This window comes from Brotaphodocola sp. (genome assembly GCF_983179755.1).
On record NZ_CFAHBC010000007.1, the window covers coordinates 1 to 25993 of the forward strand.

General features: G+C 43.7%; 20 protein-coding genes. All 20 read right to left on the bottom strand.

The window, feature by feature from the left end:
- On the bottom strand, positions 1–233 hold a 233-nt coding region (locus AC4EVX_RS04500), incomplete at its 3' end, for a hypothetical protein (RefSeq protein WP_490159660.1).
- Positions 226–747, bottom strand: coding sequence for a hypothetical protein (locus AC4EVX_RS04505; RefSeq protein ID WP_490159661.1), 522 nt, complete (start codon positions 745–747; stop codon positions 226–228). The genes AC4EVX_RS04500 and AC4EVX_RS04505, both read right to left, overlap by 8 nt.
- Positions 748–1201: 454 nt before the next feature.
- Positions 1202–2491 (bottom strand): IS110 family RNA-guided transposase, encoded by a 1290-nt coding sequence (locus AC4EVX_RS04510; protein WP_490159662.1) that lies wholly within the window; start codon positions 2489–2491, stop codon positions 1202–1204.
- 107 nt (positions 2492–2598) lie between these two features.
- The gene (locus tag AC4EVX_RS04515) at positions 2599–3651 is read right to left on the bottom strand and encodes a MerR family transcriptional regulator (protein WP_490159663.1); all 1053 of its coding nucleotides are present in this window, start codon (positions 3649–3651) and stop codon (positions 2599–2601) included.
- A gap of 326 nt (positions 3652–3977) precedes the next feature.
- The gene (gene eno / locus AC4EVX_RS04520; protein ID WP_432629732.1) at positions 3978–5273 is read right to left on the bottom strand and encodes a phosphopyruvate hydratase; all 1296 of its coding nucleotides are present in this window, start codon (positions 5271–5273) and stop codon (positions 3978–3980) included.
- 544 nt (positions 5274–5817) lie between these two features.
- The gene (locus tag AC4EVX_RS04525) at positions 5818–6477 is read right to left on the bottom strand and encodes a DUF1847 domain-containing protein (protein ID WP_490159664.1); all 660 of its coding nucleotides are present in this window, start codon (positions 6475–6477) and stop codon (positions 5818–5820) included.
- A gap of 331 nt (positions 6478–6808) precedes the next feature.
- Entirely contained in the window at positions 6809–8080 is a 1272-nt protein-coding gene (locus AC4EVX_RS04530; protein WP_490159665.1) for an SLC13 family permease, read from the bottom strand.
- A gap of 219 nt (positions 8081–8299) precedes the next feature.
- A complete protein-coding gene (locus tag AC4EVX_RS04535; protein WP_490159666.1) occupies positions 8300–9214 on the bottom strand; it encodes a LysR family transcriptional regulator in 915 nt (304 codons plus the stop codon).
- 346 nt (positions 9215–9560) lie between these two features.
- Positions 9561–10412, bottom strand: coding sequence for a hypothetical protein (locus AC4EVX_RS04540; protein WP_490159667.1), 852 nt, complete (start codon positions 10410–10412; stop codon positions 9561–9563).
- A 129-nt stretch (positions 10413–10541) separates the two neighbouring features.
- The gene (locus AC4EVX_RS04545; protein WP_490159668.1) at positions 10542–12194 is read right to left on the bottom strand and encodes a protein kinase domain-containing protein; all 1653 of its coding nucleotides are present in this window, start codon (positions 12192–12194) and stop codon (positions 10542–10544) included.
- Positions 12195–12349: 155 nt separating this feature from the next.
- The gene (locus AC4EVX_RS04550; RefSeq protein ID WP_490159669.1) at positions 12350–12772 is read right to left on the bottom strand and encodes a hypothetical protein; all 423 of its coding nucleotides are present in this window, start codon (positions 12770–12772) and stop codon (positions 12350–12352) included.
- Positions 12773–12777: 5 nt separating this feature from the next.
- Complete coding sequence (locus AC4EVX_RS04555; RefSeq protein WP_490159670.1) at positions 12778–14367, bottom strand: protein kinase domain-containing protein; 1590 nt, start codon at positions 14365–14367, stop codon at positions 12778–12780.
- Between the two features lie 73 nt (positions 14368–14440).
- Positions 14441–15532 carry a hypothetical protein gene (locus AC4EVX_RS04560; protein ID WP_490159671.1) on the bottom strand — a complete coding sequence of 364 codons (1092 nt, stop codon included), beginning with the start codon at positions 15530–15532 and terminating at the stop codon, positions 14441–14443.
- A gap of 82 nt (positions 15533–15614) precedes the next feature.
- On the bottom strand, positions 15615–17258 hold the full coding sequence (locus AC4EVX_RS04565) for a protein phosphatase 2C domain-containing protein (protein WP_308450849.1): 1644 nt from the start codon (positions 17256–17258) through the stop codon (positions 15615–15617).
- A gap of 290 nt (positions 17259–17548) precedes the next feature.
- Positions 17549–18247, bottom strand: a complete 699-nt coding sequence (locus AC4EVX_RS04570; RefSeq protein WP_308450850.1) for a vWA domain-containing protein — start codon at positions 18245–18247, stop codon at positions 17549–17551.
- Positions 18248–18398: 151 nt separating this feature from the next.
- Positions 18399–20648 carry a hypothetical protein gene (locus AC4EVX_RS04575; RefSeq protein WP_490159672.1) on the bottom strand — a complete coding sequence of 750 codons (2250 nt, stop codon included), beginning with the start codon at positions 20646–20648 and terminating at the stop codon, positions 18399–18401.
- Between the two features lie 56 nt (positions 20649–20704).
- Positions 20705–21646, bottom strand: a complete 942-nt coding sequence (locus AC4EVX_RS04580; protein WP_490159673.1) for a hypothetical protein — start codon at positions 21644–21646, stop codon at positions 20705–20707.
- A 33-nt stretch (positions 21647–21679) separates the two neighbouring features.
- Complete coding sequence (locus AC4EVX_RS04585; RefSeq protein ID WP_490159674.1) at positions 21680–22072, bottom strand: barstar family protein; 393 nt, start codon at positions 22070–22072, stop codon at positions 21680–21682.
- A gap of 13 nt (positions 22073–22085) precedes the next feature.
- On the bottom strand, positions 22086–22682 hold the full coding sequence (locus AC4EVX_RS04590) for a ribonuclease domain-containing protein (protein ID WP_490159675.1): 597 nt from the start codon (positions 22680–22682) through the stop codon (positions 22086–22088).
- Positions 22683–22785: 103 nt separating this feature from the next.
- On the bottom strand, positions 22786–25950 hold the full coding sequence (locus AC4EVX_RS04595; protein ID WP_490159676.1) for an ATP-binding protein: 3165 nt from the start codon (positions 25948–25950) through the stop codon (positions 22786–22788).
- Positions 25951–25993: the final 43 nt, after the last annotated feature.

Consider the following 25993-nt stretch of genomic DNA (forward strand, 5'->3'; position numbering starts at 1 on the left):
GCGCTTTCATCTCGGTCATTGAATGGCCGAGGATTCCCGCTTAGATGTCCTAAAACCGCACCACCTAGAGCCCCGATCGTACCAAATACAACCGTTCCTTTTACTCCCATCTTTCGACCAAACACAATACCGGCATGACTTCCTTTCTTAGCCCCTAAAATGGCACCACCTACGGTACCACATGCCGCTAGACCTCCTAACAAATCAGCATCAACGGATACTCTTCTACTCACAATTATTTCCTCCTTTATGGTGTGTAAAATAGTATTTTACTGCGTCTACTGCATGATTTTTAATGCTTTCATCGATCTGGTTCAAATATGCCGTATATATTATGACGTTAAGGATCATCTTCTCTTCACGCAAAAACATATCAGTGCAACATGTAACAAAATCAGCAACTTTTTTCTGAACAAAACACTGACTGACTTTCAATATTCCAGATTCTGATGTCATAGACTTTATTTCCTGAATAAAGCTAGTAGTTCTATCAATGAATGATAAAAAACTTAAATAATACATACATATTAAAGAAATTTTCTTAGCCGCCCCACTGCCACATTTTCGATCAATTTCAGAAACCATGGAGCTATTTCCCCATAGCAGAATTAAAAACCATACCAATTCCGTATTTTTAATATTATAAAGAGGACTCTGAAAAATGCTACTAAGGAATTCTTCACATATTTTATTTTTTTCATTACGCATTTCCATCGCAACCCCCAAAAGCACACTTTCATCTTCCAACTCTATATTTGCAAAGTCACTATCCTCTCCATATAATCAAGTGTTTTTTTCAATAAATTCAATACTTTTTGATACCTGTCATTGAATAGAACTAAGGTTATGGAGTGATCTTTACCTCATACAGGGCAGATATATAGTAATAATGGGTACACCAAATAAAACGTCATCACTATCCGTCCTAAATGGCCTCGATGTATACCCATCCCTATATGGCAGCTCACCTCTCATGTCCAACAGGATCATCCTCCTTACGGCGGGTCCTCACTTCCTTCGTTCTGCCTGTCCATAACCAGGACGCCAGCTTAGCTTACTTACAGGGTCATGCCCTCTGGAGAAAATTCCTGCCGGCTACCAGCTCATTCTTTGTACTTTCATTACTGATCCAAACACTCCGATTACAGCACCTTTCGGTGGACGCTTCCTGTAATCATTATGGTTGTTCTTTAGTGCTCGCTTATGCAGCCTTTAACTGCTTTCCCTGATGTTGAATATCTTTCAACATCTTTGATGCATCATAACTAATTCCCTTGGTAAGGATCACATGGAATACTCTTATCAGCTTACATGCTACTGCTATCAGTGACTGCATCTTTTTTAATGGATTCTTTTCCCTGGTGGTATAATACCTGTGGATTTCTTTGAATTCTTCATTCTTTCCCACCACCGATATCGCTGCCTCGAAAAGAAGATATCTGAGACGCTTGCGCCCTCTTTTGCTTATCTTTGTCTTTCCGTTGTGCTTACCGGAGCTATCTGACACCAGTTCCAATCCTGCCAGTTTCTGAAGTTCTTTCGTGCTATCGAAGCGCGCGATATCACCGACTTCTGCTATAAAACCAGCTCCTGTTGTTATTCCTATGCCTTTTATTTCAAGCAGCTTATCCGCATACCTGATCTGCTGGCACAGTTCTTTGATCAGGTCATTGACCCGTTCAAGGCGTTTTGTCTGGAGTTCATAATCCTCCATCAGATCCTGTATCTCCATTCTGGCTTCTGTAAGACCTGACTTTAATCCTATGCTCTTCATGGCTGCATTCAGAATCAACATAGCCTTCTTATGCCCATTTCCTCGGAGTTTAGCGTCTTTCCATATCTTTATGATACCTTCCACTCCAACTCTTACTATCTCCTCAGGAGTTGGTGCCTGTTTTAACACCAGCAACCCTCCCTTGGCATCTATGTGTGTATATATTCCCTTATATTCCGGGAAATACACTGCAATCCACTTCTGCAGACGGTTCTTCGCCCTTGTCTGTTCTTCTACAAGCACAAACCGGCGGTTTGACGCATTCCGCAGTTCTGCATATACACCTGTCGGCATATATGAATAAAAATACCGTCCATCCCTTACAAGCCCTGCTATAACACGAGGATCTTTTCTGTCATTTTTAGATGGACTGTTGTCATCTAATTCTTTGGTCTTATGCACATGGTGCGGATTTACCATCACAAACTTTATGTTCTTTTCCCCCATGAACTGCCCAAGATCAAACCAGTAATGACCGGTTGGCTCTATTCCTACCAGCGCCTCTTCAAGTTCTCTTTTCTGCATCAGTTCCACAATCGTATTGTAAAAGTTGTTGAATCCCTCCATAGAGTTTGAAAACGCTACAGGCTTTCTGGTAAGCTCAATGCCTCTCCAGTTAAACGCTCTGAAATAATGCTTTTCACTGCCAACATCAATGCCGACAATCATTGTTGTTTCTTTTACTTGATCAATCTTCTTATTTTGTGTAGAATTCATTTGTAGATACCTTTCTTATTCTGCTCATTTGCTAACTGGCCGGTCAGCAATAACAGTTTAACTTAGGTATCTATTTTTGTAAAATCATTTACTCTCTACACTTTGAATTATACAGGAAGCTTACTCCATTCTTCTTTTGTTTTATTCATATATTCAAAAATCTCTATGGCATATTTAAAGGCATTATTGCGTTCCTCATCAGATGGCCAAATTTGCAATGGCATAATGGAAAGCAAAGATCTTTCTTTTTCTATACTCTCACATCCATTCCAGTACAGGAAATAATCAAATGTTATATTTTTATCGCCAACAACTGTATCAGCTATCAAAGAAAATATATGAAATCCCATTTCACGTATTTCCTTCTCTGAATTTTTTAGTCCAATAAGACTAATCAAATGCCTGTTTACTGCCTTATCCATATCCGTTATAACATCATCGCTGATAAACATTTTATCCATCCGGTAAATACCAGGATTTATCTCTCGCATAAGTAATATAAGAAAAATTCTTGTATAGCACCTTATATATACCTGCATGGGAGATAAACTAGGATCTTTCAGTATCTCATCAAAACACCCCTTTTCAAACAAGCGATATAGCGTCCTTTTATTCATACCAGAGAGTCTTGCTAATGCAGATGAAGAATTTTTATCAGGGATTACAGGATGTATTTCTTTGGAAAAATCATATATTTCTAGTTTCTTTAAAGCTTCTGGAATTAAATCTTCTTTCTTATCTACATCCTTGTTTTCACGCATAATAGCCATATATGCAAGTGCAACTTTTGATGGTTCTTCTGTTTGCAATACATTCACAATTGACTGAAGCGTAAACAAATACTCTTCCCGATTCTCTCTTAGTTTAAAAAACAGATTACAAATTTCTTTATCATTATCCCAGATTTCATCCAACATACGGTTTATTTCTTTTATTTGAAAAACACCGATTTGCCGAAATAACGCAATTATATATAAGCGTCTTACATCCTCATAGGTATATTGTTGCTCTTTTGATTTAATCCCATATGGAGATTTCTGCGCTGGAAGATCCGGCTTAAAATCTCCGTTCAAACACCATCTTTGTAACTGTTTTGTTGGAATTCCTGTCCTTCTCGATATGAATCCAATGCGATAAAATTTTAATTCCTCCTCTAACATTTTCAGTCCCCCACTATCTTTTCATATCCCAATACTAACTTACACTAAGTCTCCTCAAGAATAAATTTAAGAGAATTTTTAATTCATTTTTGCTTTATTTTTTATAGCTTAAGCTTAATTTGCGACATGTGTCACAGCCAACAGATTTCAAAAAAAATTTTTATTTTTCATTTAGGGGAAGTAATGGGGAACATACTTTAAATAGGAATTTTTATGATTATCTATAAAAAAGGACGTGCCCAAAAATGATTTCTCATTTTTTCACACGTCCTTCTTATTACCTTATAATCTTGTGATTATTTCGTTCTCTCGCTAGTTTGCGATTCTTATCTCTTGATGTTGAATGCGCCAACGCCCGGGAACTGTGCTGCTGTGCCAAGCTCTTCCTCGATGCGAAGAAGCTGATTATACTTTGCAACACGCTCACTTCTGCTCGGTGCACCAGTCTTGATCTGGCAGGTGTTCAGTGCAACTGCAAGATCTGCAATCGTGGTATCCTCGGTCTCACCGGAACGATGAGAAGCGATTGCGGTGTATCCTGCCTTGTGTGCCATCTTGATTGCCTCAAGGGTCTCAGAAACGGTTCCGATCTGGTTTAACTTGATCAGAATGGAGTTTCCACAGCCAAGGCTGATTCCCTTTGCAAGGCGCTCGGTGTTGGTTACGAACAGATCATCGCCGACGAGCTGAACTTTATCCCCCAGCTCCTTGGTCATCATCTGCCAGCCTTCCCAGTCTTCCTCGTCCAGACCATCCTCGATGGAGTAGATCGGGTACTTCTCAACAAGACCCTTCCAGTGTGCTACAAGCTCCTCAGAAGTGAACTTCTTTCCGCATTTCGGCAGAATGTACTCACCCTTCTTGCTTCCCTTCCACTCACTCGAAGCCGCATCCATTGCCAGAACAAAATCCTTACCCGGCTCATAACCTGCTGCCTTGACAGCCTCAAGAATTACCTGAATAGCCTCCTCATCACTGCCAAGATCCGGAGCAAAACCACCCTCATCACCGACAGAGGTAGCCAGTCCACGCTTCTTTAACAGACCTGCAAGCGCATGGAATACCTCGGTACACCAGCGCAGACCCTCTTTGAAAGTCGGAGCACCGGCCGGCATGATCATGAATTCCTGAACGTCCACGGTATTTGCTGCATGTGCGCCACCGTTTAAGATGTTCATCATCGGCAACGGGAGACGATTTCCGTTTGCACCGCCAAGGAAACGATACAGCGGAATATCCAGAGCATTTGCTGCTGCGCGTGCTGCTGCGATGGATACTGCCAGAATTGCATTTGCGCCCAAATTGGATTTATCCTTTGTTCCGTCTGCATCCAGCATAGCCTTGTCCACTGCATAAGTATCAAATGCGCTGACACCCTGAAGTGCCTCGTTGATTACCGTATTGATGTTCTCGACTGCTTTGGAAACGCCCTTTCCACCGAAACGGCTCTTGTCACCATCGCGAAGCTCCAGTGCCTCAAACTCACCGGTTGATGCACCGCTTGGAGCGGTTCCTCTTCCCATCGTTCCGTCTACCAGATAAACTTCTGCCTCAACGGTTGGATTTCCTCTGGAATCAATGATCTCTCTTCCGATTACCTTCTCAATTTCCAAATAGTTCATGTTCTCGTCCTTTCTCACGGCGGATCGCCAACTTTCTTCCGATATGTTTCTAAGATATTTTCTACGATTTATTTCTACAATCTGTGATCCGTGACTCACCCGAAAATTTGATATTTATTTTCCGGAATCATCCTCATCACTTCAATCGCATTCGCTCTTCAAACATATCTTCTGCCATCAGCATACCATGCTCCTCTTGCGGAGAAATTTCTGTTGCCCTTGCATATAATTTTATGCAGTTTTCAAAGCCCTATACATGACTCACATCCACGTTTTTTATCAGCATCAGTTAAGTGTCTGTGAGACGCTTTCCGCGCACATTCATGCATGAGTAAGGCTATGCTAACTGTCGTTAATTTTATCACGCACTCGTTTGAAAGACAAGAAGCGGGGTTGAGAATCTTTCTCATGTTCCCCGCTGTTTCCTATTCATTTGTTCTTATTCATTTTTCTTATTTTCTTATTGTTCTTTCTTCATTCATTTTTATCTTGTTTTTCTTTTTTTATTTTCTTTTTCTAAAACTTGCTTATCTGCTATTCCGTTTTATTTCTCCCCCACCGGCTTTGCGAGCAGACGGCGATAATAGGATCTCGTCTGATAGAGCACCTGAACCGGGTTGTTTCCGAGGACACGGTCTTTCACGACAAGCGTCGTCGTCAAACCTTCTGCGTACTTGTAAAACAGGCTATCATGACCACAGCAAAGTCCCATCACAATGTTGAGATCAACTTTCTCCCTGTTCATCAGTTTTGCCTGAAGAATCGGATTGCACATGACATTTCCACTCTTGCAGGTGTACTTCGGATCGAGACCAATATCAGTCTTAAGCATCGCTCCGGTCTTGCAGGCAACGCTGTACACCTCAAACCCGTTTAAACGCAGAATCCTTGCGAGCACCCGGCTCTCCTCGAGCAGACCGACACAGGTCGCGATTCCGAGTTTCTTTGCGCCGATTCGGCGGGCAAATTCGATCGTCTCCTCCACTCTCGTGTAAGTTCCGTAAAATTCCCCTTCCACTTCTGCGGATGCAATCGCCACTCTCCGGTTCTCCTCATCCTGATAGAGTGCTCTGAGTTTTTCTATCTCGTCCTCCGTCAGTGCAGGAATCTCACAGAATTCCGGGTAATCGCCATTCCGCTTCCGACAACCATTTTTTCCGCAATCCACACAGCTGAATCTTCCAGTCTTTTCCGACTCTCCCATTTTTATCTTCTCCTTTTTCCTGATTTTTCTCTTTTTCTTTTCCTTCTGTTTCTTCCGTTTTCTCTTGTCGTTTTTCGTTTTATTTTTTACTGTTTGTTTCGCCTGCTATTTTCTTTTCCCCTGTGCTTCTTCTCCGCGCCCATATTTTTTCTCTTCTTTTATTTTAGCATTTTTCAACGAAATCCAACAATGTTTTCTCATTGAAAAAGAATGTGCCTTGGCAATTTCCTATCATACAAAAAAACGGAAACTCCCCTGACATCCCCTGACAGGAAATTTCCGTTTTCATCTTTCAATCAGATGATCCGATTTCTCTTTTTAATCTCTCAAATTAGAATGGGAACATCATCGGAAGCATGATAATGCTCACAATCGCAATGATGATTGCGAGCGGTGTTCCACATTTTAAGTAATCCTTGATCTTATATCCGCCCGGCTCCATGATCATGATCTGGCACGGTGCTGCCATCGGAGTCATAATCGAAACACAGCTTGCCATCAGAACACCCATCACGGCTGCTCTCGGGTCAAGACCGATCTTCACACAGGCAGAAGCGACAAGCGGAATAAAGATCGTGTACGTCGCCAGATTGGACATGACCTGAGTCAGCAAAAACGGAATCACATAGAAAACCGTCATGATGATGTACGGATTCGTCGTATTTCCAAGGAGACGAATCATCCAGTCTGCAACCACATCTCCCGCGCCGGTTAAGCGAATCGCATCGGAAAGTGCGAGAACTCCCGCAAACAAAAATACCGTCGGCTGGTGAATCGATAAGAGCGCTTCCTGCTCAGAGAGCACTCCGGTGAGAACCAGAAGCACCGCTCCAACAGACGCAGTCAGATACATATCAATTCCAATCACATTTTCAAACAGCATTCCCGCGATTGTAAGTCCAATGATCACAAACGCAATCTTCTCCTTCGCCGGAGTCAGACGGCATCCGCTCTCGGTACTGCTGACCGTGTCGTGGAATTTGCTATTGTCAATGTCTGGCATCATTTTGTATCCGATAAATACCATGTATAAAATTGCGATGATCAGAACCGGGATACGCGCAATCGTAAAATCCCAGATCTGGAACGGATGCTCCGCTCCCGCTTTGACCATGATCTCGCTCCAGGTCATGTTACTCGCACCCTGACCGAGAAACGTCATCGCCGTCGCAATGTTGGAAACTGCCATCGTCGGGTAGAGCAGTTTGCTACGACTCACACCGATCTCTGCGGAGATTCCCACAAGAAGCGGAATCATGATTGCCGCAGTTGCAGTTGCGCTGGTCACACAGCCGAGGAAACCTGCTACCAGTGAAGAAAAGAAAATCAGCACAGGAAGGTTGTCTTTATAACGAACAACCACACTCTGTGCACGGTCAAGCAGACTCGTCTTTGTGAGTCCCGCTCCAATCACAAACATTGCGACAAACATCACCACGTTCGTGTTGATAAATCCGCTCATTGCCTCTGCCGGCGTCATAATGCCCGTGAAGATCAGCGCCAGAATGATTCCGACCGAGATAATCGAAAACGGAATTTTTCCGGAAACAAACGCAATGATCGTACAGAGCAGAATGATCAGCGTAATCTGTAAAGGTGACATGATTTTTCCTCCGTATCTCTCTTATTATCTTTTGTCATGTTTCCATTCACACTCTCGTTATTCTTGTAACGATTCATGAACTACCGACTATTTTAACGCGTGAAATACTGGAAGTACATTTCCATATTCTTTACAGATATCAACTTAAACGACATGATTACACCGATAAAAATTTCGCCGAAACCGTCATGGCAATTCCTATTAGCGTGTCAAATTTTATTAACGTGTTGAAAGAAGATTTTCCATAATCCCGTACAAACACTCCGTCTCATCCTTCATCTGCGTCCATTTTGAAGAAATCACACAGAGATCCCGATAAGCCGGAGTCTCCCCGATTGAGAGTGGAACAACGCGCTCTTCCTGATAGCTGTTGAAAATCATGTGGTCCGCTGTAATCATGACTGCGCCATTGTACGCGACGCACACCAGACCTGTTCGGGTTGCCTCAAACTGGTAGACGATGTTCGGCGTGAGTCCATACGATGCGTAAAGGTTGTCCGCAAACACGCGGTAAGAAGATCCCGGCATCATCATCACATTCGGCTCACAACTGCATCGTTTCAGATCAATCCACGGATAGCGGAAACCTTCTCTTTCTTTCGCATACTCGCGGAGCGGGTGATCGACTCCGACTGCCATCACCATCTCGCAGGAGTCAATTTTCCGGTAATTTAAGCTGTCCTCTCTCTGCTCCACAATCGCGATTCCGACATCGAGCGTCTGCTTGTTGAGCATGGAAATCACCTCATCTGCACTCGTCTCATGCATACTGATCCGAATTCCCGGAAGCTGTTTTTGAAGTTTCGGAAGAACAAATCTTAATACCCGCTCTGAAAGGTTTGCCTGCACGCCGAGACGCAAAACTCCACGACTGATGCAGGACATATTCTCCATCTGTGCATCCAGCTCATGATAGAGACGCTCAATCTCCAACCCTTTCTTTATGTAACACTCTCCTGCCTCCGTCGGCACAAATGTCTTTCCCACACGATGAAACAGTTTCACCTGAAGCTGTTCCTCCAGTGCCAGCACATATTTGCTCAGCGCAGACGGTGTGATAAACAGTTTTTCCGCCGCCCGCGTGATTCCACCACATCTCGCCACTTCCAGAATATATTCTACATTTCGATCCATTTCATCGCCCTCTTTCTCTCACTCTTTCTATCAATCTTCCCACAACTCATTTTATAAACTCTCTTATCAATCTTTTTATCAAGTTGTCATTTTCAATTATTATATTAAAAATAAATCCCAACCTTCATTTTGTCCATGCAAATCTCACATTTTCTCTGAATCCTTCTCATCAAATCATCCTCTTGATTTTGATCCTCAAAATTCAACAGGCTGTGAGTGCTACCTCACAGCCCGCCGATCCACTGCTTCATTAATAATAAATTCTAAAGTCATAACCATTCATAAATAACTATTATCTTGCGACATTCCTCTCTTTATAAGAGGGGGATTGTCGTTTATTTCTCAGTTACACAGTACCGGTGATCACAAGGGTCGCACTGCCCGGATTTGTACTCCAGGTTCCATCCTCATTCTGCACATACGATGCCGAAGGCACCGTGATCTGCCCTTCGAGTGTCGCAAAGACTCCCGTATCCGCATCGTAAGTGTAGTTCACACCCTCCGTCCAAACCGTGCCATTGAAGGTGACTGTGATTGCCTTGAGCTTCGGGTTGAAGGTATCGCTGAGAACCACGCTATCCGCCTCCGTCGCCTCGACATTTCCGCTGTTCTCAATCACAAACGTGTAGGTCAGCTGTCCGTTCTCCGTCACCGTCGACGGGCAAAGTGCCTTGCTGATGCTAAGATCTGCTTTCTTCTCCATTCCGATCGTCTCCGTCACAGTCAGAGGCGCATTCAATCCTCCACCAGTGATCGTCGCAGTGTTTGTGACCACAGACTCGATTCCGAGCGGTGCATACTCCGTCACCTCTGCCTCGTAAATCAGAATCGTATTTCCCTCTGCCGGAACACTCACACCCTCAATCAACAGAGGCGGACCTGCGGTCACAGTCGGAGCGATCTGGAGCACACCATTTACATAGGCACGCAGAGAACCTTCGACATATGATAATGGATAGACCAGATTCTCTTTAAACAGATAGCCCCCAAGATCATCGGTCACCGTCAATCCGGCAAATTCCGTTTTTCCGCTGTTAATCAGCGACAGCACATACGTCACCCGATCCTTCGCTGTATACACTTCCTTCACCGCCGTCTTTGACGCAGACAGCACTTCAAGCAATTCACCCGTGACGGTATTGGAATCTGTGCTTCCGCCGTTATAAGAAAGAGTTGCATAGTTCGTAAATCTTGCCATAATCAACACTCCTGATTTTTTATTCTTTATTTCGAGAGAAGTTCCCTCTTCATTCACTTTGACTTCTGAAAAGTTCCCTTCTCCCTATCAGGATATGCGCACTGTGACAAACATGCGAATAAGCCCTCATTAACTGCCCGAACCGATCATCACGATAACAATAATACCAATAATAATGCTTACAAACACGGTAAGAATTCCAAGAATTACAGCAACAATAAACATTACAAGCGCCATTGCAAGGGCAACCACCAGCGGTACAAGTAAAGTGACCAGTCCCATAAACAGCCACGGAATCGCATTGTCTGCATAAATGTACCGATCTTTAAAATAATATGCAATCAAGGCACTGCCAATCACTCCACCAATAGAAAGAACCGCGATACATGCATTCAGAGGAATATCCATATGAAAACCCAAATCTGCGACCTCACATACGGGTTGTCCAAATACAAATCCACCGGCAAGACCAAACGCAATCAGAACGAGGTAAAAGAGTGTCGATGTTCTTCTGGGCTTACTATTGCCACCAGATCCTGCCTGCTGGTTAGTTGTCATCCCTGTTGCTCCTGTTCTCCCCGATACACCCGTTATTCCCGATAATATATTTACAGTCCCCGAATTCGGTGGCGTATAAGTAACTTGGGAATTAACCGTAGAATTGATTGTGGAAGTGCTCTGCACAGCTCTCCTCTGTCTTCCCTGTGGAACAGACGGTTGTGGTTTGGGAGGCTGATAGTTTTCACACCTGCACCACGGGCAATAAGAACTATATTTTGGATATACATGGTGCGGATTCAATGTACAAGTCTGCAAATTAGGATTTGGTTCCGCAGTAGCCAACACCACTAACGCATTGCACCACTCTGTCGCCGTTGCACGATTCTTAATCCGTCTTAGCGCTGTGCTCGCATCATAGTCAAACGTCTTTTTAAACAGTTCCTGAATATTCACAGGAAGCATATCCAAAGTGGGGGACCGTCCCGGAATTTCTTTGCCACTCACCGTTCTCACATAAGGGCATTCCCCGTTAATGATCGGTGCATTCGCAGATACAGTGCTGAGCGATCTGCTCATCGTGATCACTCCACCAAAAGGATCCTCATTTCTCATCAACAACCGGAAAATATGAATCGCAAGAGAAAAATTGTCGGTCTCCTTTGCGAATGTTCCATTTGCCAAATTTCTTACCGTCTGTAATTCTGGTGCAAGCATTTCAGGAAGACCAACTTTACATGGAAAATGTTCTCCACTTTTCGGATCTCTGATATCAAAGGAATCGCAGTCGATCAGGATCACTGCACCCGTTGAGGTATCAATACTAATATTGTTTTGATTGAAATCACCAATCACAATATTCTTATCATGAACATATTTCACAGCCACGGAAAGATTGTACGCAAACTGAACCGCATATTTCCATGTATAATTCGGATAAATCTTTTCCGCCATCTCCACTCGCTGAACATCAAAAATCTTGTACTTAGAATTGATTTTCGGCATGACAAATCCAACCATCGAACCATTTTCATAAAGGATATCCAACGGCCAGGCAAGTCGCAGTTTTCCGTCCACATAGACAGAAATATTCATGTCCAACATTGCCTTTAATTTGCGCTCCATCGTAAATCGGTCCTGATCCGTCTTAAACCTGTCCGCTTTATAGATTTTTGCGACCTTGGAATTTTCACCCTGAATCTCGCTGACGATTCCTTCCCCGCCAGTTCCAAGCTGAGCTCCTAACGTATAAACTTTACCAGAAGAACTCTTGTAAACTGCCATCTCATTCCCCCCTGACTTTTCTCTGATTGTCTTTTCTTGCTATCTATATTGTACCGATATACCCTCAAAAAGTATCTACACAAAAAACGCAAAGTTCATTCAAATTCAAACAAACTTCACGCTTTCTGCTTTTTCCACTTATTCGATTATTCCACCTATTTTACATTCAATAAAAACGATACGATCAGAAATACTGCTCCCATAATAAAGCCAGAGTTTCTGAATTTTGAAATATGATTGATCAGCACCTGTTCTTTCTTAATGCTGACCATCAAAATACAAATTGCAATGCAAACAAATGCATAAACTAGCCAAAAAAATCCAAGTCGCAAACACGTCGCTGATAATTCCAAATACCCTTTTATGCAGATACTTCTCTGCTCAAAGCTGTTTGCCAGCCACACCAGAGCGGTAAACACAAGAGATGCTCTCCTGCAAGTCTTAATGTGATTATTGATCGTCATAAAATCAATCTGCTTCGTTTTTGTCTCGACCAAATAGTTCACCGCCACAATCGCGGTTGATCCTATAGCCAGAATCGTCGCTACATACATAAATATCGTCATTATCTTTATCATACTCTCTATCTCTCCCAGATCGGAATCAGCCCTTTTATCTTTTTCATCACCATTCCCAAATAAAATGCGATGTTATTTTGTAGTATACCAAACAGATTTTTTATTTGACCAATCAAAACAGGAATCATAACCGACACATTCCAAAACTGCTCCACGCTGTGATGAATCACCAGCTGATTATTTTCAAGGAAATTCTTTCCACAGATAAACCCCAAATCCGATCGTCTCAAAAAATCAAGATTGCTACAAAACTGTGCAAACTTATCCGCAAAGATTTCGATTTCCAATTTAAAATATCCCAAATTAAGAAATAACGGATTTCCAAGCAAATTCTCTCTGATAATCAAAACATTCTTGCAAAACATACTCCACATCGTTCGATAGTCGCCTGTCGACCGATACAAACACAGATATCCCAGATACCCCAACTCGCTCAGAATCGAGAGAACCATGAGACACTGCAAAACCCTTGATAAAATCTGGAATGCTTTTTTTAAATGGTTCAAATCTATGGGATCCGGAACATAAGTTTTTCCCTCGCACACACACCAGGGACAGCGTCGATTATGAGAAGCATAGATATGCAAAGGATCGTGGGAACATTGTTTTAATCGTCGATTCTGTCCTGTTCTTGTGTATGGTCGTAACGCATTGCACCATTCTTCAGCTGTAGCTCTCCTGCGCCTGTTTCGCAATGCAGTCGTCGCGGTATAGTCAAATGTCTTTTTAAAAAGCTCCTGAATTTCAACCGGCATCGCTTCCAGCTTCGGTGACCATTTCGGAATGATCTTTCCGACATTTCTCACATATTGACATTCGCCATTTATAATCGCCTGATTCTGCGGAATACTGCTTGTGGAGGCACCAGACGCAATAATTCCTCCAAACGGATCTGCATTTCTCATGAGCAGACGAAAGATATGAATTGCAAGCGAAAAATTATCGGACTCCTTTGTGAATCGCCCATTTCTCACATTCCCAACGGTCTGAAGTTCCGGTGCAAGCACCTCCGAAAATCCAACCGTACACGGGAAATGTTCTCGCGTATACGGATCCGTAATATCAAACGAGTCACAGTCGATGAGAACGACCGCTTTTGTGTCTGTATCAACGTAAATATTGTTCTGGTTAAAGTCACCCACCACAATATCCTTTGAGTGGAGATATTGCACGACCCAGGCCAGGTGATACGCAAACTGCAACGAATATTTCCATGTGAATTCCGGATAAATTTTCTTCACTGCATCGTCCATTCTGTAAACAGAATAAATCTTCAAACTCGACGGAACTCTTGGCATAATAAATCCCACCATTCCAAGTTCTTCGTCATCTTCATACAAAATATCCTGTGGCCAGGTAAACCGAAGTTTGTCATCTACATAGCCGGAAAGCTGCATCGCCACCATCGCTTTCAGTTTGCGCTCTGCTGTATCCCGCTCGCTCTTTGTCTTAAAATAATTCTCTTTGTATATTTTTGCAACATGCTTGTCATCGTCTAAAAGACCGTAAACAATCCCCTCGCCACCTTCTCCGAGATTATGATTCAGTTTGTAAATTTTCCCTGATGAACCTCTGTAAGACAGCAAACCGATCATCTCCCCTCTCTCCCCAAAGCTCAATCTCTTTGCCCAAACATTCCCAAAATATTTCCCAAATATCACTCAAGCATCAATATCCCAGCCAGCTTCTCACCTTTTTGACAAGTCCATTGTCATGCATAATGCTCTGCGTTCCACACCAGGGGCAAGTCGTGTTGTGAATCGGATAAATATGCCTTGGATTACTACTGCATTTCGTCAGATTGGGATTCGGCTCCGCCTGTGCAAGCTTAAGAAGAATCAGATTCCATTCTTCCGCAGTGGTTCTGTCTTTTATTTTTTTCAGTGCATTTAAATGTGTGTAATTAAATGTTTTTATAAACGCATTCCGAACATCTTCCGGAAGCATATCAAATGGCGGAACCCAGTCCGGTGCCACCTTTCCCGGTACTTTTCTCACATAAACACACTCGCCATTGACAATCACTCCACTCGCATCCACCGCACTGCGGGATGATTTCTTCTTGCTGATCAATTTCGCGCCGAACGGATCTGCATTTTTCATCAGCAAGCGGAAGATGTGAATCGCAAGCGAAAAATCATCGCTCTCCTTGGAGAACTTGCCATTCGCCAGATTTCCACAAGTCTGAAGTTCCGGCGCAAGCATCTCCGGCAGTCCAACCGTGCACGGAAAATGCTCCTTCGTTTTGGGATTGGTGATGTCAAACGAATCACAGTCAATGAGGACAACCTGTCCCTTTTCATTGATATGAATATTCTTCATATTCATATCGCCAATCACAATATCATTCAGATGCATGTACCACACGATCCACGACAAATTATACGCATACTGAATCGAGTATTTCCACGTGTATCCCGGAAGAATCCGGTCTCGATCGGCATCGTCTCGATAAACCTGAAAAATTTCATATGGAGCTTCTACTAAAGGCATCACATAACCCACAAACATATCTCCATCCAACAGAATATCTTCTGGCCATGCCATGCGCAAACTTCCATCCACAACCGGCTTGATCGGCATGGAAATCATCGTCTCGATTTTTCGTCTCATGACATCTGGATTGTATTTTCCGTCATGAAATACCTTTGCGACTTTTCCATGCTCGGAGGAGATTTTAAAAACCGTTCCCTCTCCACCGGCACCAATTTTTTCACCCAACTGGTAGGTCGTTCCTTTTTTTCCATACAATGTTCTCATAGATTCCTCTCCCCGCTTTGTGCTTTGTTGTATAATCAATCACTACGGTTTTCTAAACTCCTAATGATCTAAACTTAAACTCTTAATGAAAGAAAAAGGACACAAAAATCAGCACGATTGCCACAATGATTACACCCAAAAGAAAAGTGACGGGATCAAGATCAAACCACCATCTGTCCTCATCGAAATCATAGTCATATTTCTTATAACTCTTCTTTTTACTATTGCCTTTTGAGAAATAAACGTCGTTTTTTTTTGAACTTTTTGTCGGATTCTTTTTTCCTGTTCCCTTCCTGCCCGGTTCCGGATATCTCTTTGTGATCGAGGGAATCTGAAGTTTGCCCTGCGATGTCGATGTCTGTTGATAAGAGTCTGCATACGAATCTCTATATGGTTCTCCATAGGAATCTCTGTATCGAGATGCCGTATCATAATGATCATTCTTAAATGGCAACCTCAATTCAGCACCACAATACGGACAGAATTTTGCCTTTTCCAAGGAAACTTTTTCTCCACAGTAGTCACACAAAATCTCTCCTGCATCGCCTGCATCATCTACATTATCTGAGCTCACGTCTCTGTAAGTTTCCTGCTCGGAGTACGCTGTACCTGAATTTTCTTTTTTGCGATTCTTCTCCGGCTCATTTTCCGGGTACAGTGCCGACTTGATTTGTGCTTCTCTTTCCGCAGAATATTTGTCCCAGGCATCCTTATCAAACTTAGGAAGATTTTCCGCCGTAATTTTTTTCTGATTTGCAACCACAATCATTGTGAGATCATCGGTCACCTTAGAACGATATTCCGGTCCCGCCATGTACTGATAGTAAAATTCTGCAATCTCTTTGATTTTCGCATCCGTCAACTGTCCGGGTGTCACAGCCGGTTCAATAAAAGGATAGTAAATCCGGTTTCCTTCCACCTCACCGCCGACAAAAGCATCCAGCACACCGTCTGTTGCCATAACAAATGCACTCACATTTGTCGACTTCCGCGTCTCCCAGTCTAAACCCTGAAGCGGAACTACACTGCTTGCTTCCTCTCCTTTTTTGCGAACAGTGGCAAGATCCATCGTTCCATCCTCTAAAATTGCAACGATTCCATCATCTCCCGCATGAGAGAAAAAGAGCGTGGATCCGTCATAGATTGCGAGCGTCAACGTGGACTGAAACGAATACTCCAACTGCTCAAGCTCTTCGGCTTCTTTGCGAACCGCTTCATAAGCGCACATCATCGCAGATCTCAACAGATCTCCGACATAGGCATCATCAAGACTCCCGTTGTATGCGATCAGTTCTTTTTTCAAATAATCCATTGCCGACCGCGTTGCGGTTGCGGCACCATAATGTGACAGCATACAGCTTCCCACACCATCCGCAATTCCCGCAATAATCAGTGGCGAACTATTCACCACATCAATCACACAGCGATCCTGACAAGGCGCACCATTTTTGATATGAGATTCTCCTCTCTGAGAAAATCCCCAATAAGAAACGCCACCAGTGATTCCATATACGGGGGGATCTAATTCCGGCTCCGGCGGAAGAATGACCTCGTCATCATCGCCATCACTAATCGTATCACTCACATTATCACTCTTTTCATTCTCCTCGTCTGCGATACACTCAAACGTATCGCTCTGATCGAGATTTCTCTCTTTCGGGGCGTTTTTTTTGAGCTGAAAAGATTCATGATCAGATTGCTTTTTGTCTTTATCAAAAGGCCACATTCGCAATAAACAACTCCTTTCTAAAATTGTTAGCTGATCGAAAAAGAATGTCTCAAGTATCCACTCAAGTACTCATTCTCTTTTAACCAGCTAACAATCCCGAATTGTTTTATTTCAAGTCGACGCTCGCGGAGACTTGGCGCGTGATTCTGGTCAGCTTTGCTGACATCTTCCAATCAGAATCACTGCGCTTCTCGCGGAGCGTATAACTCAGAAGGGGATTGTCTCCCCTCCTGAGAAAGTTTGCGATACCCCCACCTATAGAGGAGGGAGACATCCACTCTGAGTTATTAGATTCCCACAGTAATCATGCTCGGAGTCGGAGGCAGATTTACCTGACTCGTCGTATTCGGATCAGATTTGGAGATCAGACTGATGCTTGCACTCAACCACACAAACGCCTCTTTAAAGTTCTTTGCATCTGCCTTGAGAACTGGCTTTGCGGCTGCCTCATCCGGATAGTACTCCTGGAGCTTACGGGTGTCCGCACCATCACCGATTCCCATTGGCATGTAGGTCACCTTCTTGTTTCTGATCGCATCCTGAAGTCTGCTCTTTGCAGAAGCCTCAAGACCGGTATCTGTCGGAGCGCCGTCTGTGAGAACAAACAACCACGGTCTGTAATAGGAGACACCCTGATCTTTATATTCCTTTTTTCTCGATTCAATCGCATCAAGACCTGCCTGAATTGCTTCGTTAAAAGAAGTAAGTCCAGATGCAGAAAGTGTCGGAGCCTCATAATCAACAGCAGGACGGAATCCCATTTCCGTCTCAACGGAACTGTTGAAAGAGATAATGCAAACTTCCGCTCTTCCCAAAGCAAGTGAATCTTCCTGAAGTGCATTTCCAAACTCGCGAAGTCCCCGATTCAGTTCCTCGATCGGCGCACCACTCATAGATCCTGAGGTATCTACAAGAAGGACTGCCGGAATGTGACGCTCTCCCTGGTTTTTTGTTGGTAACGGATCTTTTGTAAACTGTACTGGCATATAAAATACCTCCCTTTCCTTTATGAACTTATGAACTTTATGAAATATAAATGTTCCTCTCTGTGATGTCTTTATTGTACTATGACGTCTCATCAAAGTACATCTCGAAAACCCGAAAAGTTGGTCCGAAATATACTCTTTTTGCTCCTGTTTACGGAACTAATAATCCGCAGTTGCAAAATGCATCCTTACATACCTCTAAGGAAATATAAGCTCTCTGCAATACCCGCCAGATTCTCTCCCTTCGAGCAGGATTTCCACTGTGAATAAACGCTGTCTTGTAGTTTTCTTCCATCAGAAATGATACCGCCCACTGGCAGTATTCAAGATCCTCCATCGTTTCGACCTCAAACAGCTTCGCCACAACTGCTTTCACAAAATATTCCACCTTTAAATCCGAAATCCCCTCAAACTCATCCTCATAGAGCTTGTTGAAAAGCAGACCTAACACATACGCAAATTCCATGCAGGAAAGACACGAAAATTCTTCCAAAAATGGCTCAGAACCGCGATCCGAAATCCTGTCCTGAAGAAGCTCTAAATAGTAATTCATCAGCACATCATAGAGATAGAGAGGAGTGCTGAATTCCAGGCTGTTTACTGTATCGCACTGTTCAAGCAGGATCGATTCTGTCTCAATGCATGACCAGATCTCATTCCACGATTCATTCTCATTTTTGACTTTCCTTGCCTGCTTTTCACTGATCGTTAATTTGCTGCTTTTCCGCTCTTTTTCTTTTCGCTCTCTCAGCGCCCGCAGAGTCAGTGATCGGAAAAACTCTGGATACTCGTCTCTGTAACGAATATATTTCTTTCTGAGATCGAGTTCCTCCTCCAGACAGGAATCCGCGATCGAATAAATGCTCTCATCATTAAGCAATGCCTGTGCATACCGAAAGAGACGTCTCGGTGTATTTACATACAACTGAACAAAGGGGTCTAACTTTATCGCAGAAGCATCGCATTCTCCCCATGTGTTTACAACCGATGACACATACGTCAGATCGGGATAGATCTCCCGCCATGCAAACTCATTATGAGAGCCATAAAAAGCCTCATTCAGTCGAAATTTTTCCGATGGCTTTAAGGTATCTGTAATCACAACAACGTGCAGAGTCAACCTCTTACACAATTCTCTGAGCAGTCTGTTAAATTCCATGATGCAATTCTCCGGTATCTTGGAATAATCATCCACGATCACTAACAGCTCTGCCTGCATGATTTTATGATTGCAGAACGCCAACAGGTATGGTTCACATTCCTGATAATGACGATAATTTATCTCTGCACCGTCCTGATTCGCTCTCGATACCATCTGTCTGAGTCCGGCACAAATAAGCCCATCTTCGATCTCCTCACATCTCAGTTCTTTGCAGTCGAGGATAATGGGCCACATCCTTCTTCGCAAATCCAGCTTGCTCGCAAGTTCTCTGTACTTGCCAGTCTCCAAAACATCATTCCCATCATTCTGGCAGATCAAAGCAATCATTTTTGCCAACGTGCTTTTTCCGCAACCAGATCTTCCCTCGACTAGGGAACGAACGGCCTGTCCACTCTCACACGTCAATATCCCCATTCGTCTATCTGAGACAATATCAGGAATGATGTAAAACTCTGACATCGGAAGTTTTTCTGCACCCGATACAGACAGACATTGCCCGTCAATCTTCCAATTTCCCCACAGTTGTTCTGCAATCATTTTTGCCTCGGCGACATTCTGAAATGCAGTAAACAACTTGGAAACCGCATCACTTTGTATAACTTCGAGAATTGTGACCGTTCCACTTTCAAAATTTTTCTTGCGGGCATTTCCATTGTTTGCCGGATATAAATACAATAAGGTGCTATACAGCGCCGAAAAGAACAGTTTCCGAAAATTCTCCTTTTCTGTTTCTTCCTCAAAACATTCTTCCGGGATAAATTCAACGTCTTCATACCCAAAATATTTCAGACAGAGAAACAGAATTTTCTTAGCCTCATCCAGACCAATATAGAAATCCTTGTTGCTCTGATCCAGTCCTACCGCAAGAGTCTCCGCAATTCCAAATGCAACCTGAGGATCTCTTGTCTCTCTTCGCTCTTTCACAAGCGCCTTAACCGTCTGCGTCTTCCACAGTTCCTGAAACTTCTCCAACGTTGTTCCTTTCGTCTTTCCCGGATGGAATTGGTTAAAGTGTTCCAAAATACAATCCTTAATTTCGGGATTGCTATCTAAAACCATAGAACAAAATCGATCCCAGTTTTCTGCAAGATACGTCATGACAATCTCATCATTGGCAGTGTTTGAAATATCATCCACGTTCTCCTGAAAGATTTCTCTCATATTTGTATTTCTGGAAATAAGGGCAAAAATCTTACACAAGAACTTGTATCCATCTAACTTTTCATATGTATGACTCATTGTTGTTCCCCCTAAAGCAAAGATAGCCCATCAGAATCTAACTGCGCTAACAGCTGTTAGTTGTTGCCCTCCTTCAAGGTATGCAGCCACTCCTCAATCGAAGCTCTCGACTCATCGTATTCTTCATCCCCACAATAGTCAAACGTTCTTTTGAACAGTGATTCAACCTCCGGACTTACACCCTGCAACGCTTCCTCAATTGTGTTCATGATGTTTGAATCTTCCCAGAAGTACAAACTTTTTCCGTCGACCATTTGCTCCCACAATTCTTCCTTTTTCACCTCAGAAATATCGCGATCGGATACAAACGGATACTTGCCCGTCAGCAACTGAAACAGTATCAGCGCATACAAAAAGGAATCGGATTTCTTGTCAAAAAGAATTCTCTCCCGGTTTCTCTGACTCAGCCATTCCGGAGCAACATACTGTGGGGAGTCGAATGCATTTACCTTTTCATAAGAAAACTGGTAGGTGAGAAACGAATAGACATCTCCCGCTTCCGATACCCAAAACTTATCCGGCGACAGCGTGCCGATAACGTGCTCTCCCTCATGAAGAATCTCAATGATCTCTGCGAGCTGGATACCAAGGTTCAAATAATACTTTCGTTCTTCGCGCGAGAGTATTTTCTTTTTCTTTCGCTCTTCTATGACTTCTGCCAGAGATACAAAAGGATTTCCTTCTACATGTGGATTCCGACTTATAAAACCGGTAAATCCAGAGTCATATTCGCCTTTCACGAGTTTTTCCGGCCACAACGTATTTGCAAATCTCTGCTCTTTTGTCAAATGTGGTCGTTCCACCAACTCATCACTCATTCTCCTGACAACGTGTCTGTTCTGATAAACTTCCGCAGCTTCAACGTAAACTTTTTCCTCGCAGTTTGTCACGCTGTAAATCTTCGTACTGTCTGAAACTGCATAGATCAGGTCACCGACCACATAAGCAGTACCTGCTTCGTCAAAAACCTGTCTGTTTTTCTTAATTGATATTGGCATTTTTCATCCTTCCCCATTCGTTCCATATCACAATCAATTTAATATCATATCAAACCGGCGTGTCTTTCCATCTTTCACACACTGAAGAACATCCTTCTCCCAAAACGGAAGAATGTTGTCGCGAAAGTCCTCGATCAGATTTTCTTTAAAAACAGGATCCAAAGAGAGAAACTTTGAATAATTATTTACAATCAGGCAGATTCCCTGATCTGCCGAGATCCAGGACAAATCTGTCATCCAGTCATCAAAACGACTGAACTTATTTTTGCAGGTTCCCGGAAACTGCATCTTAGTCTCCATCTCCTTAAAAAAAGCCGTCTTGTCGAGAATCTCATTTCCATTCAACACAACAATCAGAAATGAATTCTCCTCATAGTAGGTCACCGGATATGTCATCTCTTCCCGTCTGAGAATTCTATTTACCATTGCATTCCCTCCTCTACTTTATTTTGGTAAATGAATCATAATGATCCCCACTATAATACACCGAACCATCACTTCCGATGACGAAGCGTTCGTGATCGCGTCTGCTTCCATCTGTGGGCTTATTATTCACATCATACTCTTTATAGGTGATTGGTTTTCCCTCGTTATCCACGGTCGGCAAATCGCCATCCCGGTTTGAAAACTCTCCCCCACCTTTTGTACCTGGTGTCGCATCACTGTGAGGTCCATTCCAACCGTCCTGAACATAGCGATGATAAGACTCCTGAACGTTTGGAGGTAACTCGGAAATATCTTTTTCTGATATTTCTCCGTCCTCCACCTCACTCTTCGTACCGTCTTCTATTTTCTCCGTATGATCTTCTATTTTATCATGATTCTCTTTGCCCGTCTCCTTGGTTTCGCTGTTTTCATCTCCCGTCTCTCTTTTTTCATACTGTTCATCCTCGAACGCAAGATCCAGCTCGTCATCCGTTGCTTCTGCGTCAATTTCTGAATTGGAAGAAGTCTCTACACTGCTCTCAATGTTGCTGTCGCTCGATTCTGCGTTATATCCCTCGCTGTGTCCACCCTCGCCACTGTCTCCACCCATATCACAATACCTCCACGATCATTTATCTCATTCACTCATCTAAGCTACTTCTCTCAGCCCTTTATTTCAGTCACCTGTTTCAAGCATTTATCTATCTTATAAATCATTTCATGAAACAACTCGCACACACGGTAATCTGATCTGATTTCTTCTCCCCATCTGCCAGTAAGAGCAGTCGAAGAATCGTTTCTTTTTCTGCGTCTGTAAGAGGATAAGCATACTGATCCATTGCGATCATTGCATCGTCTTTCCAGCGCTCGCATTTCGCCCTATACTGCCTGTCCTTAGAGTACGGCTTTTGCATCGTCTTTGGGTCAACTTTTGGTAATGGAATGACTTCAAAGAAATTGACGCCATTGATCAGTTCCCGAATGATCTTTCCGTAATAGTGATACTTCACACGGTTGGAATCCCAGAATAATCGGATGCTCTCATACTCAATCTGACTCCTCTCAAACAAGGCAATATAGTCCTCGATTTTCCATTTGCTGAAATCACGGATACAATGAAGTTTTCTAATGAGTTCGTTTTTGTCGTAGACGTTCCTGTTAAACTGCCCGACAATCTCTCCCAGCAAAAATCCCCGAACTTTACACAGATCTGCATACTCCACTTCTGGCTGAAAACTCAGATCTGTCGGAGCCACCGCATATGGATTTTTATAAAAATCGAACTTCGTCAATACCGGCTCAATCCAGCCCTCCTGAAAGACAACGCCGACTCCATTATCCAATTTTGAAAGTTCCAAGACCTGCTCCCTGTCTAACGACAGCGCAGATTCCACTGCGGTCTGATCCGTCGCATCCTGAAGTCTCATGACGATCTTCGTGGAAGTGTTTTTCATCGCAGTCGGATCAAGCTCTCCCGGTGACTGATCGGCAATGATGAATCCCTCTCCGGTAAATCTCAATTCCGTGATACATTTTGTCAGAACCTCCACCGATTTACTGCCAATCGAAGGGCTATCCTCCCCCTGTGGCACAGAAGACGATTTCTTCAAGATGTTATGAGCCTCCTCCAAAACGGTAACATGGCAAAGCCTGTTCTTCTTTCCCTCATTGATTCTGTGTTCATAGAGGCGAATCAACAAGACTCCCATGATCAAAGAAAGCGTCTCCTGAGAACCCAATCGGCTCAGATCAATGATCACATTTTTGTCAAACAAATCACAGTCCGGAATATCATATCCACTGCAAAAAATCTCCTTAAAAATCCCCTCGGTCAGCATCGACAATCTCGTCTGCAAAGCCCCCTCATACGTCCCCTTTGCCTCACCGACAAACTTGCTCTTCTCGATCGCTTTCGGCAGTTCGGCAAGCACATCCACAAAGGTCGGAAATACCCGTTTTCCTTTGAGACAGATCGAATTTGTCAGATCCCACCCGCAATGAATGTACGCCATTCTCACGCAGTCTCTCAATACTGCCGGCTGAGCCGCGTACAACGGCCACGCGGTTGAGAATACACTGATCAACCTCTCCATATGATTTAAGATATGGACATTCTTCTCAAATGCAAACGGGTTTACCTTCAGCATCCGATACCGAAATGGAGTCGTCGAGTAGATATCAATTCCGGGCAGTTTTCCCCACAACTCTCCATACTCTCCCTTGGCTGGCTCAATCACGGTGAATGGAATGTTGTTTCCATGCAGTTGGTACAAAATATCTCCGATCGTTGTCGTCTTTCCCACTCCGGTCGCCCCGACAGCGAGTGTATGCGCATTCAGTTTCTGCAATTCGAGACGGGTTCTCGTATGTCCATCGATTCGCCCCATATGCATCAGATTGCCGACCGGGAAACTGGACTGTTCAAATACTTTTCTGTCTTTTCCTCCAATCAGATGAATGTTTCTTCCAAAGGTTGCCATGTGCATCACCGAGACCATACCCGCCGATTTTCGTGGCAGATTCATCATTCTTGAGAGTTCCTTTCCGGTGACAATGCTCTCCATTCTCTGAGGCGCATTTCCCACATAAAAGACTGGGGCAACTCCCATAGACAACGTATCCGTAAGATTTTGAATATTCTGATGGTTGGAATTCAAATCGCCCGGCCGTGTCGGTTGCCACAGATCGATCACCGACTGTTCCACATCCGTATTGTCTCCTGTGACAATGCTTCTGAAGGAGTTTGTCGCGACAATCGTCGTGTCATTGGCATTTGAGATAAAGTAGCCACAGCAATCCCAGAGTCCCTGGCTCTCGCTTTCCCGAAGCCGGCTGATCTGCTTGTCCAGTTTGACTCTCAAATCCTGAATCTCCTTGTTTGTCTCCGTCCGGACAATCGTTCTCGAAGATCCCGTGGATTTCTGAAGCGCTGTACTCGTCATATCTGCTTTTCCGATTGCACTCCCGCTCTGCCGTCCATAATTGATACCAACCGATCTTCCCGCCTGCATTCCATTCGCCTGCTGTTTTTGAAAAGAAATACCCAGACCCAACGGCGTGATCGTAAACGCATTTCCATTTCCACTTGAAGAGAATACGCCATTGCTGTTCGTCACGGAATACGCTTCACTGATGCTGTTACTGATTGTCTGCGACAAGGTCTGAGCCGTTGTATCGGTTAATGCCGTGCTCTGGCTCTGGGTATCATGAACCGAAATCTGTTCGAGCGGGGAGAGAGCCGTCGAGATTGCCTCAAGCGACAAGATTCTGCGGTCGATCACATCTTTTGAGTACGGAGTCGCAATAATCAGGGCGGTAAACTCTTTTCCCTGCATCGTATCCATGAATTTCTCCATTCCCTGAACATCTGCTCCCGAAAATCGTTCTTCCCTTGAGGATGGAACAACCGACACTGCGCCCACCGTTTTCAACTCATGATTCGGATTGGAGCTCATTCTGCCCATGATCTCATCAATTTTTGTGGCGTTCAAAGACTCCATAACCATTCCCGGGAAATTGCCGGTTAAAGTCTGAATCAACGCTTTCTCTGCGGTACCCGGAGCATCTGACTGAAAACCAATATAAAGGGAAATTCCATCCACAGTTCCCTGTATCATCATAAAGCAACTGTTGACTAAGGCATTCATCGTCTGATACACGGTTGTGAGGCGAGAGGTGACTTCCTCGTCACTGATTGCGATCTGCTGGATTCTCAACAACCGAATTCCCCGTTTCACCCTGACAGGATCGGAGATCCCCAGGACCTGACAGCCCGGACTCACAAAAGACTGCATGTAGGACTTGGAAAGAAAATCTTTCACCGCAGAGACAGAACTCCCCAACTGCTGTAAGCCCGTACCTGAAATCTGTGACATCATCGCCCATCCCCCTTTTCCGTTTTATAATTGCGTTATTATTTCG

Bases quoted from the DNA above. Each gene is read 5' to 3' on its own strand.
- eno (WP_432629732.1), bottom strand. From the start codon at position 5,273: ATGAACTATTTGGAAATTGAGAAGGTAATCGGAAGAGAGATCATTGAT.
- AC4EVX_RS04555 (WP_490159670.1), bottom strand. From the start codon at position 14,367: ATGATCGGTTTGCTGTCTTACAGAGGTTCATCAGGGAAAATTTACAAA.
- AC4EVX_RS04510 (WP_490159662.1), bottom strand. From the start codon at position 2,491: ATGAATTCTACACAAAATAAGAAGATTGATCAAGTAAAAGAAACAACA.
- AC4EVX_RS04580 (WP_490159673.1), bottom strand. From the start codon at position 21,646: ATGCCAATATCAATTAAGAAAAACAGACAGGTTTTTGACGAAGCAGGT.
- AC4EVX_RS04565 (WP_308450849.1), bottom strand. From the start codon at position 17,258: ATGTGGCCTTTTGATAAAGACAAAAAGCAATCTGATCATGAATCTTTT.
- AC4EVX_RS04595 (WP_490159676.1), bottom strand. From the start codon at position 25,950: ATGATGTCACAGATTTCAGGTACGGGCTTACAGCAGTTGGGGAGTTCT.
- AC4EVX_RS04560 (WP_490159671.1), bottom strand. From the start codon at position 15,532: ATGAGAACATTGTATGGAAAAAAAGGAACGACCTACCAGTTGGGTGAA.
- AC4EVX_RS04525 (WP_490159664.1), bottom strand. From the start codon at position 6,477: ATGGGAGAGTCGGAAAAGACTGGAAGATTCAGCTGTGTGGATTGCGGA.
- AC4EVX_RS04545 (WP_490159668.1), bottom strand. From the start codon at position 12,194: ATGGCAGTTTACAAGAGTTCTTCTGGTAAAGTTTATACGTTAGGAGCT.
- AC4EVX_RS04590 (WP_490159675.1), bottom strand. From the start codon at position 22,682: ATGGGTGGAGACAGTGGCGAGGGTGGACACAGCGAGGGATATAACGCA.
- AC4EVX_RS04530 (WP_490159665.1), bottom strand. From the start codon at position 8,080: ATGTCACCTTTACAGATTACGCTGATCATTCTGCTCTGTACGATCATT.
- AC4EVX_RS04585 (WP_490159674.1), bottom strand. From the start codon at position 22,072: ATGGTAAATAGAATTCTCAGACGGGAAGAGATGACATATCCGGTGACC.
- AC4EVX_RS04570 (WP_308450850.1), bottom strand. From the start codon at position 18,247: ATGCCAGTACAGTTTACAAAAGATCCGTTACCAACAAAAAACCAGGGA.
- AC4EVX_RS04535 (WP_490159666.1), bottom strand. From the start codon at position 9,214: ATGGATCGAAATGTAGAATATATTCTGGAAGTGGCGAGATGTGGTGGA.
- AC4EVX_RS04550 (WP_490159669.1), bottom strand. From the start codon at position 12,772: ATGATAAAGATAATGACGATATTTATGTATGTAGCGACGATTCTGGCT.
- AC4EVX_RS04540 (WP_490159667.1), bottom strand. From the start codon at position 10,412: ATGGCAAGATTTACGAACTATGCAACTCTTTCTTATAACGGCGGAAGC.
- AC4EVX_RS04575 (WP_490159672.1), bottom strand. From the start codon at position 20,648: ATGAGTCATACATATGAAAAGTTAGATGGATACAAGTTCTTGTGTAAG.
- AC4EVX_RS04515 (WP_490159663.1), bottom strand. From the start codon at position 3,651: ATGTTAGAGGAGGAATTAAAATTTTATCGCATTGGATTCATATCGAGA.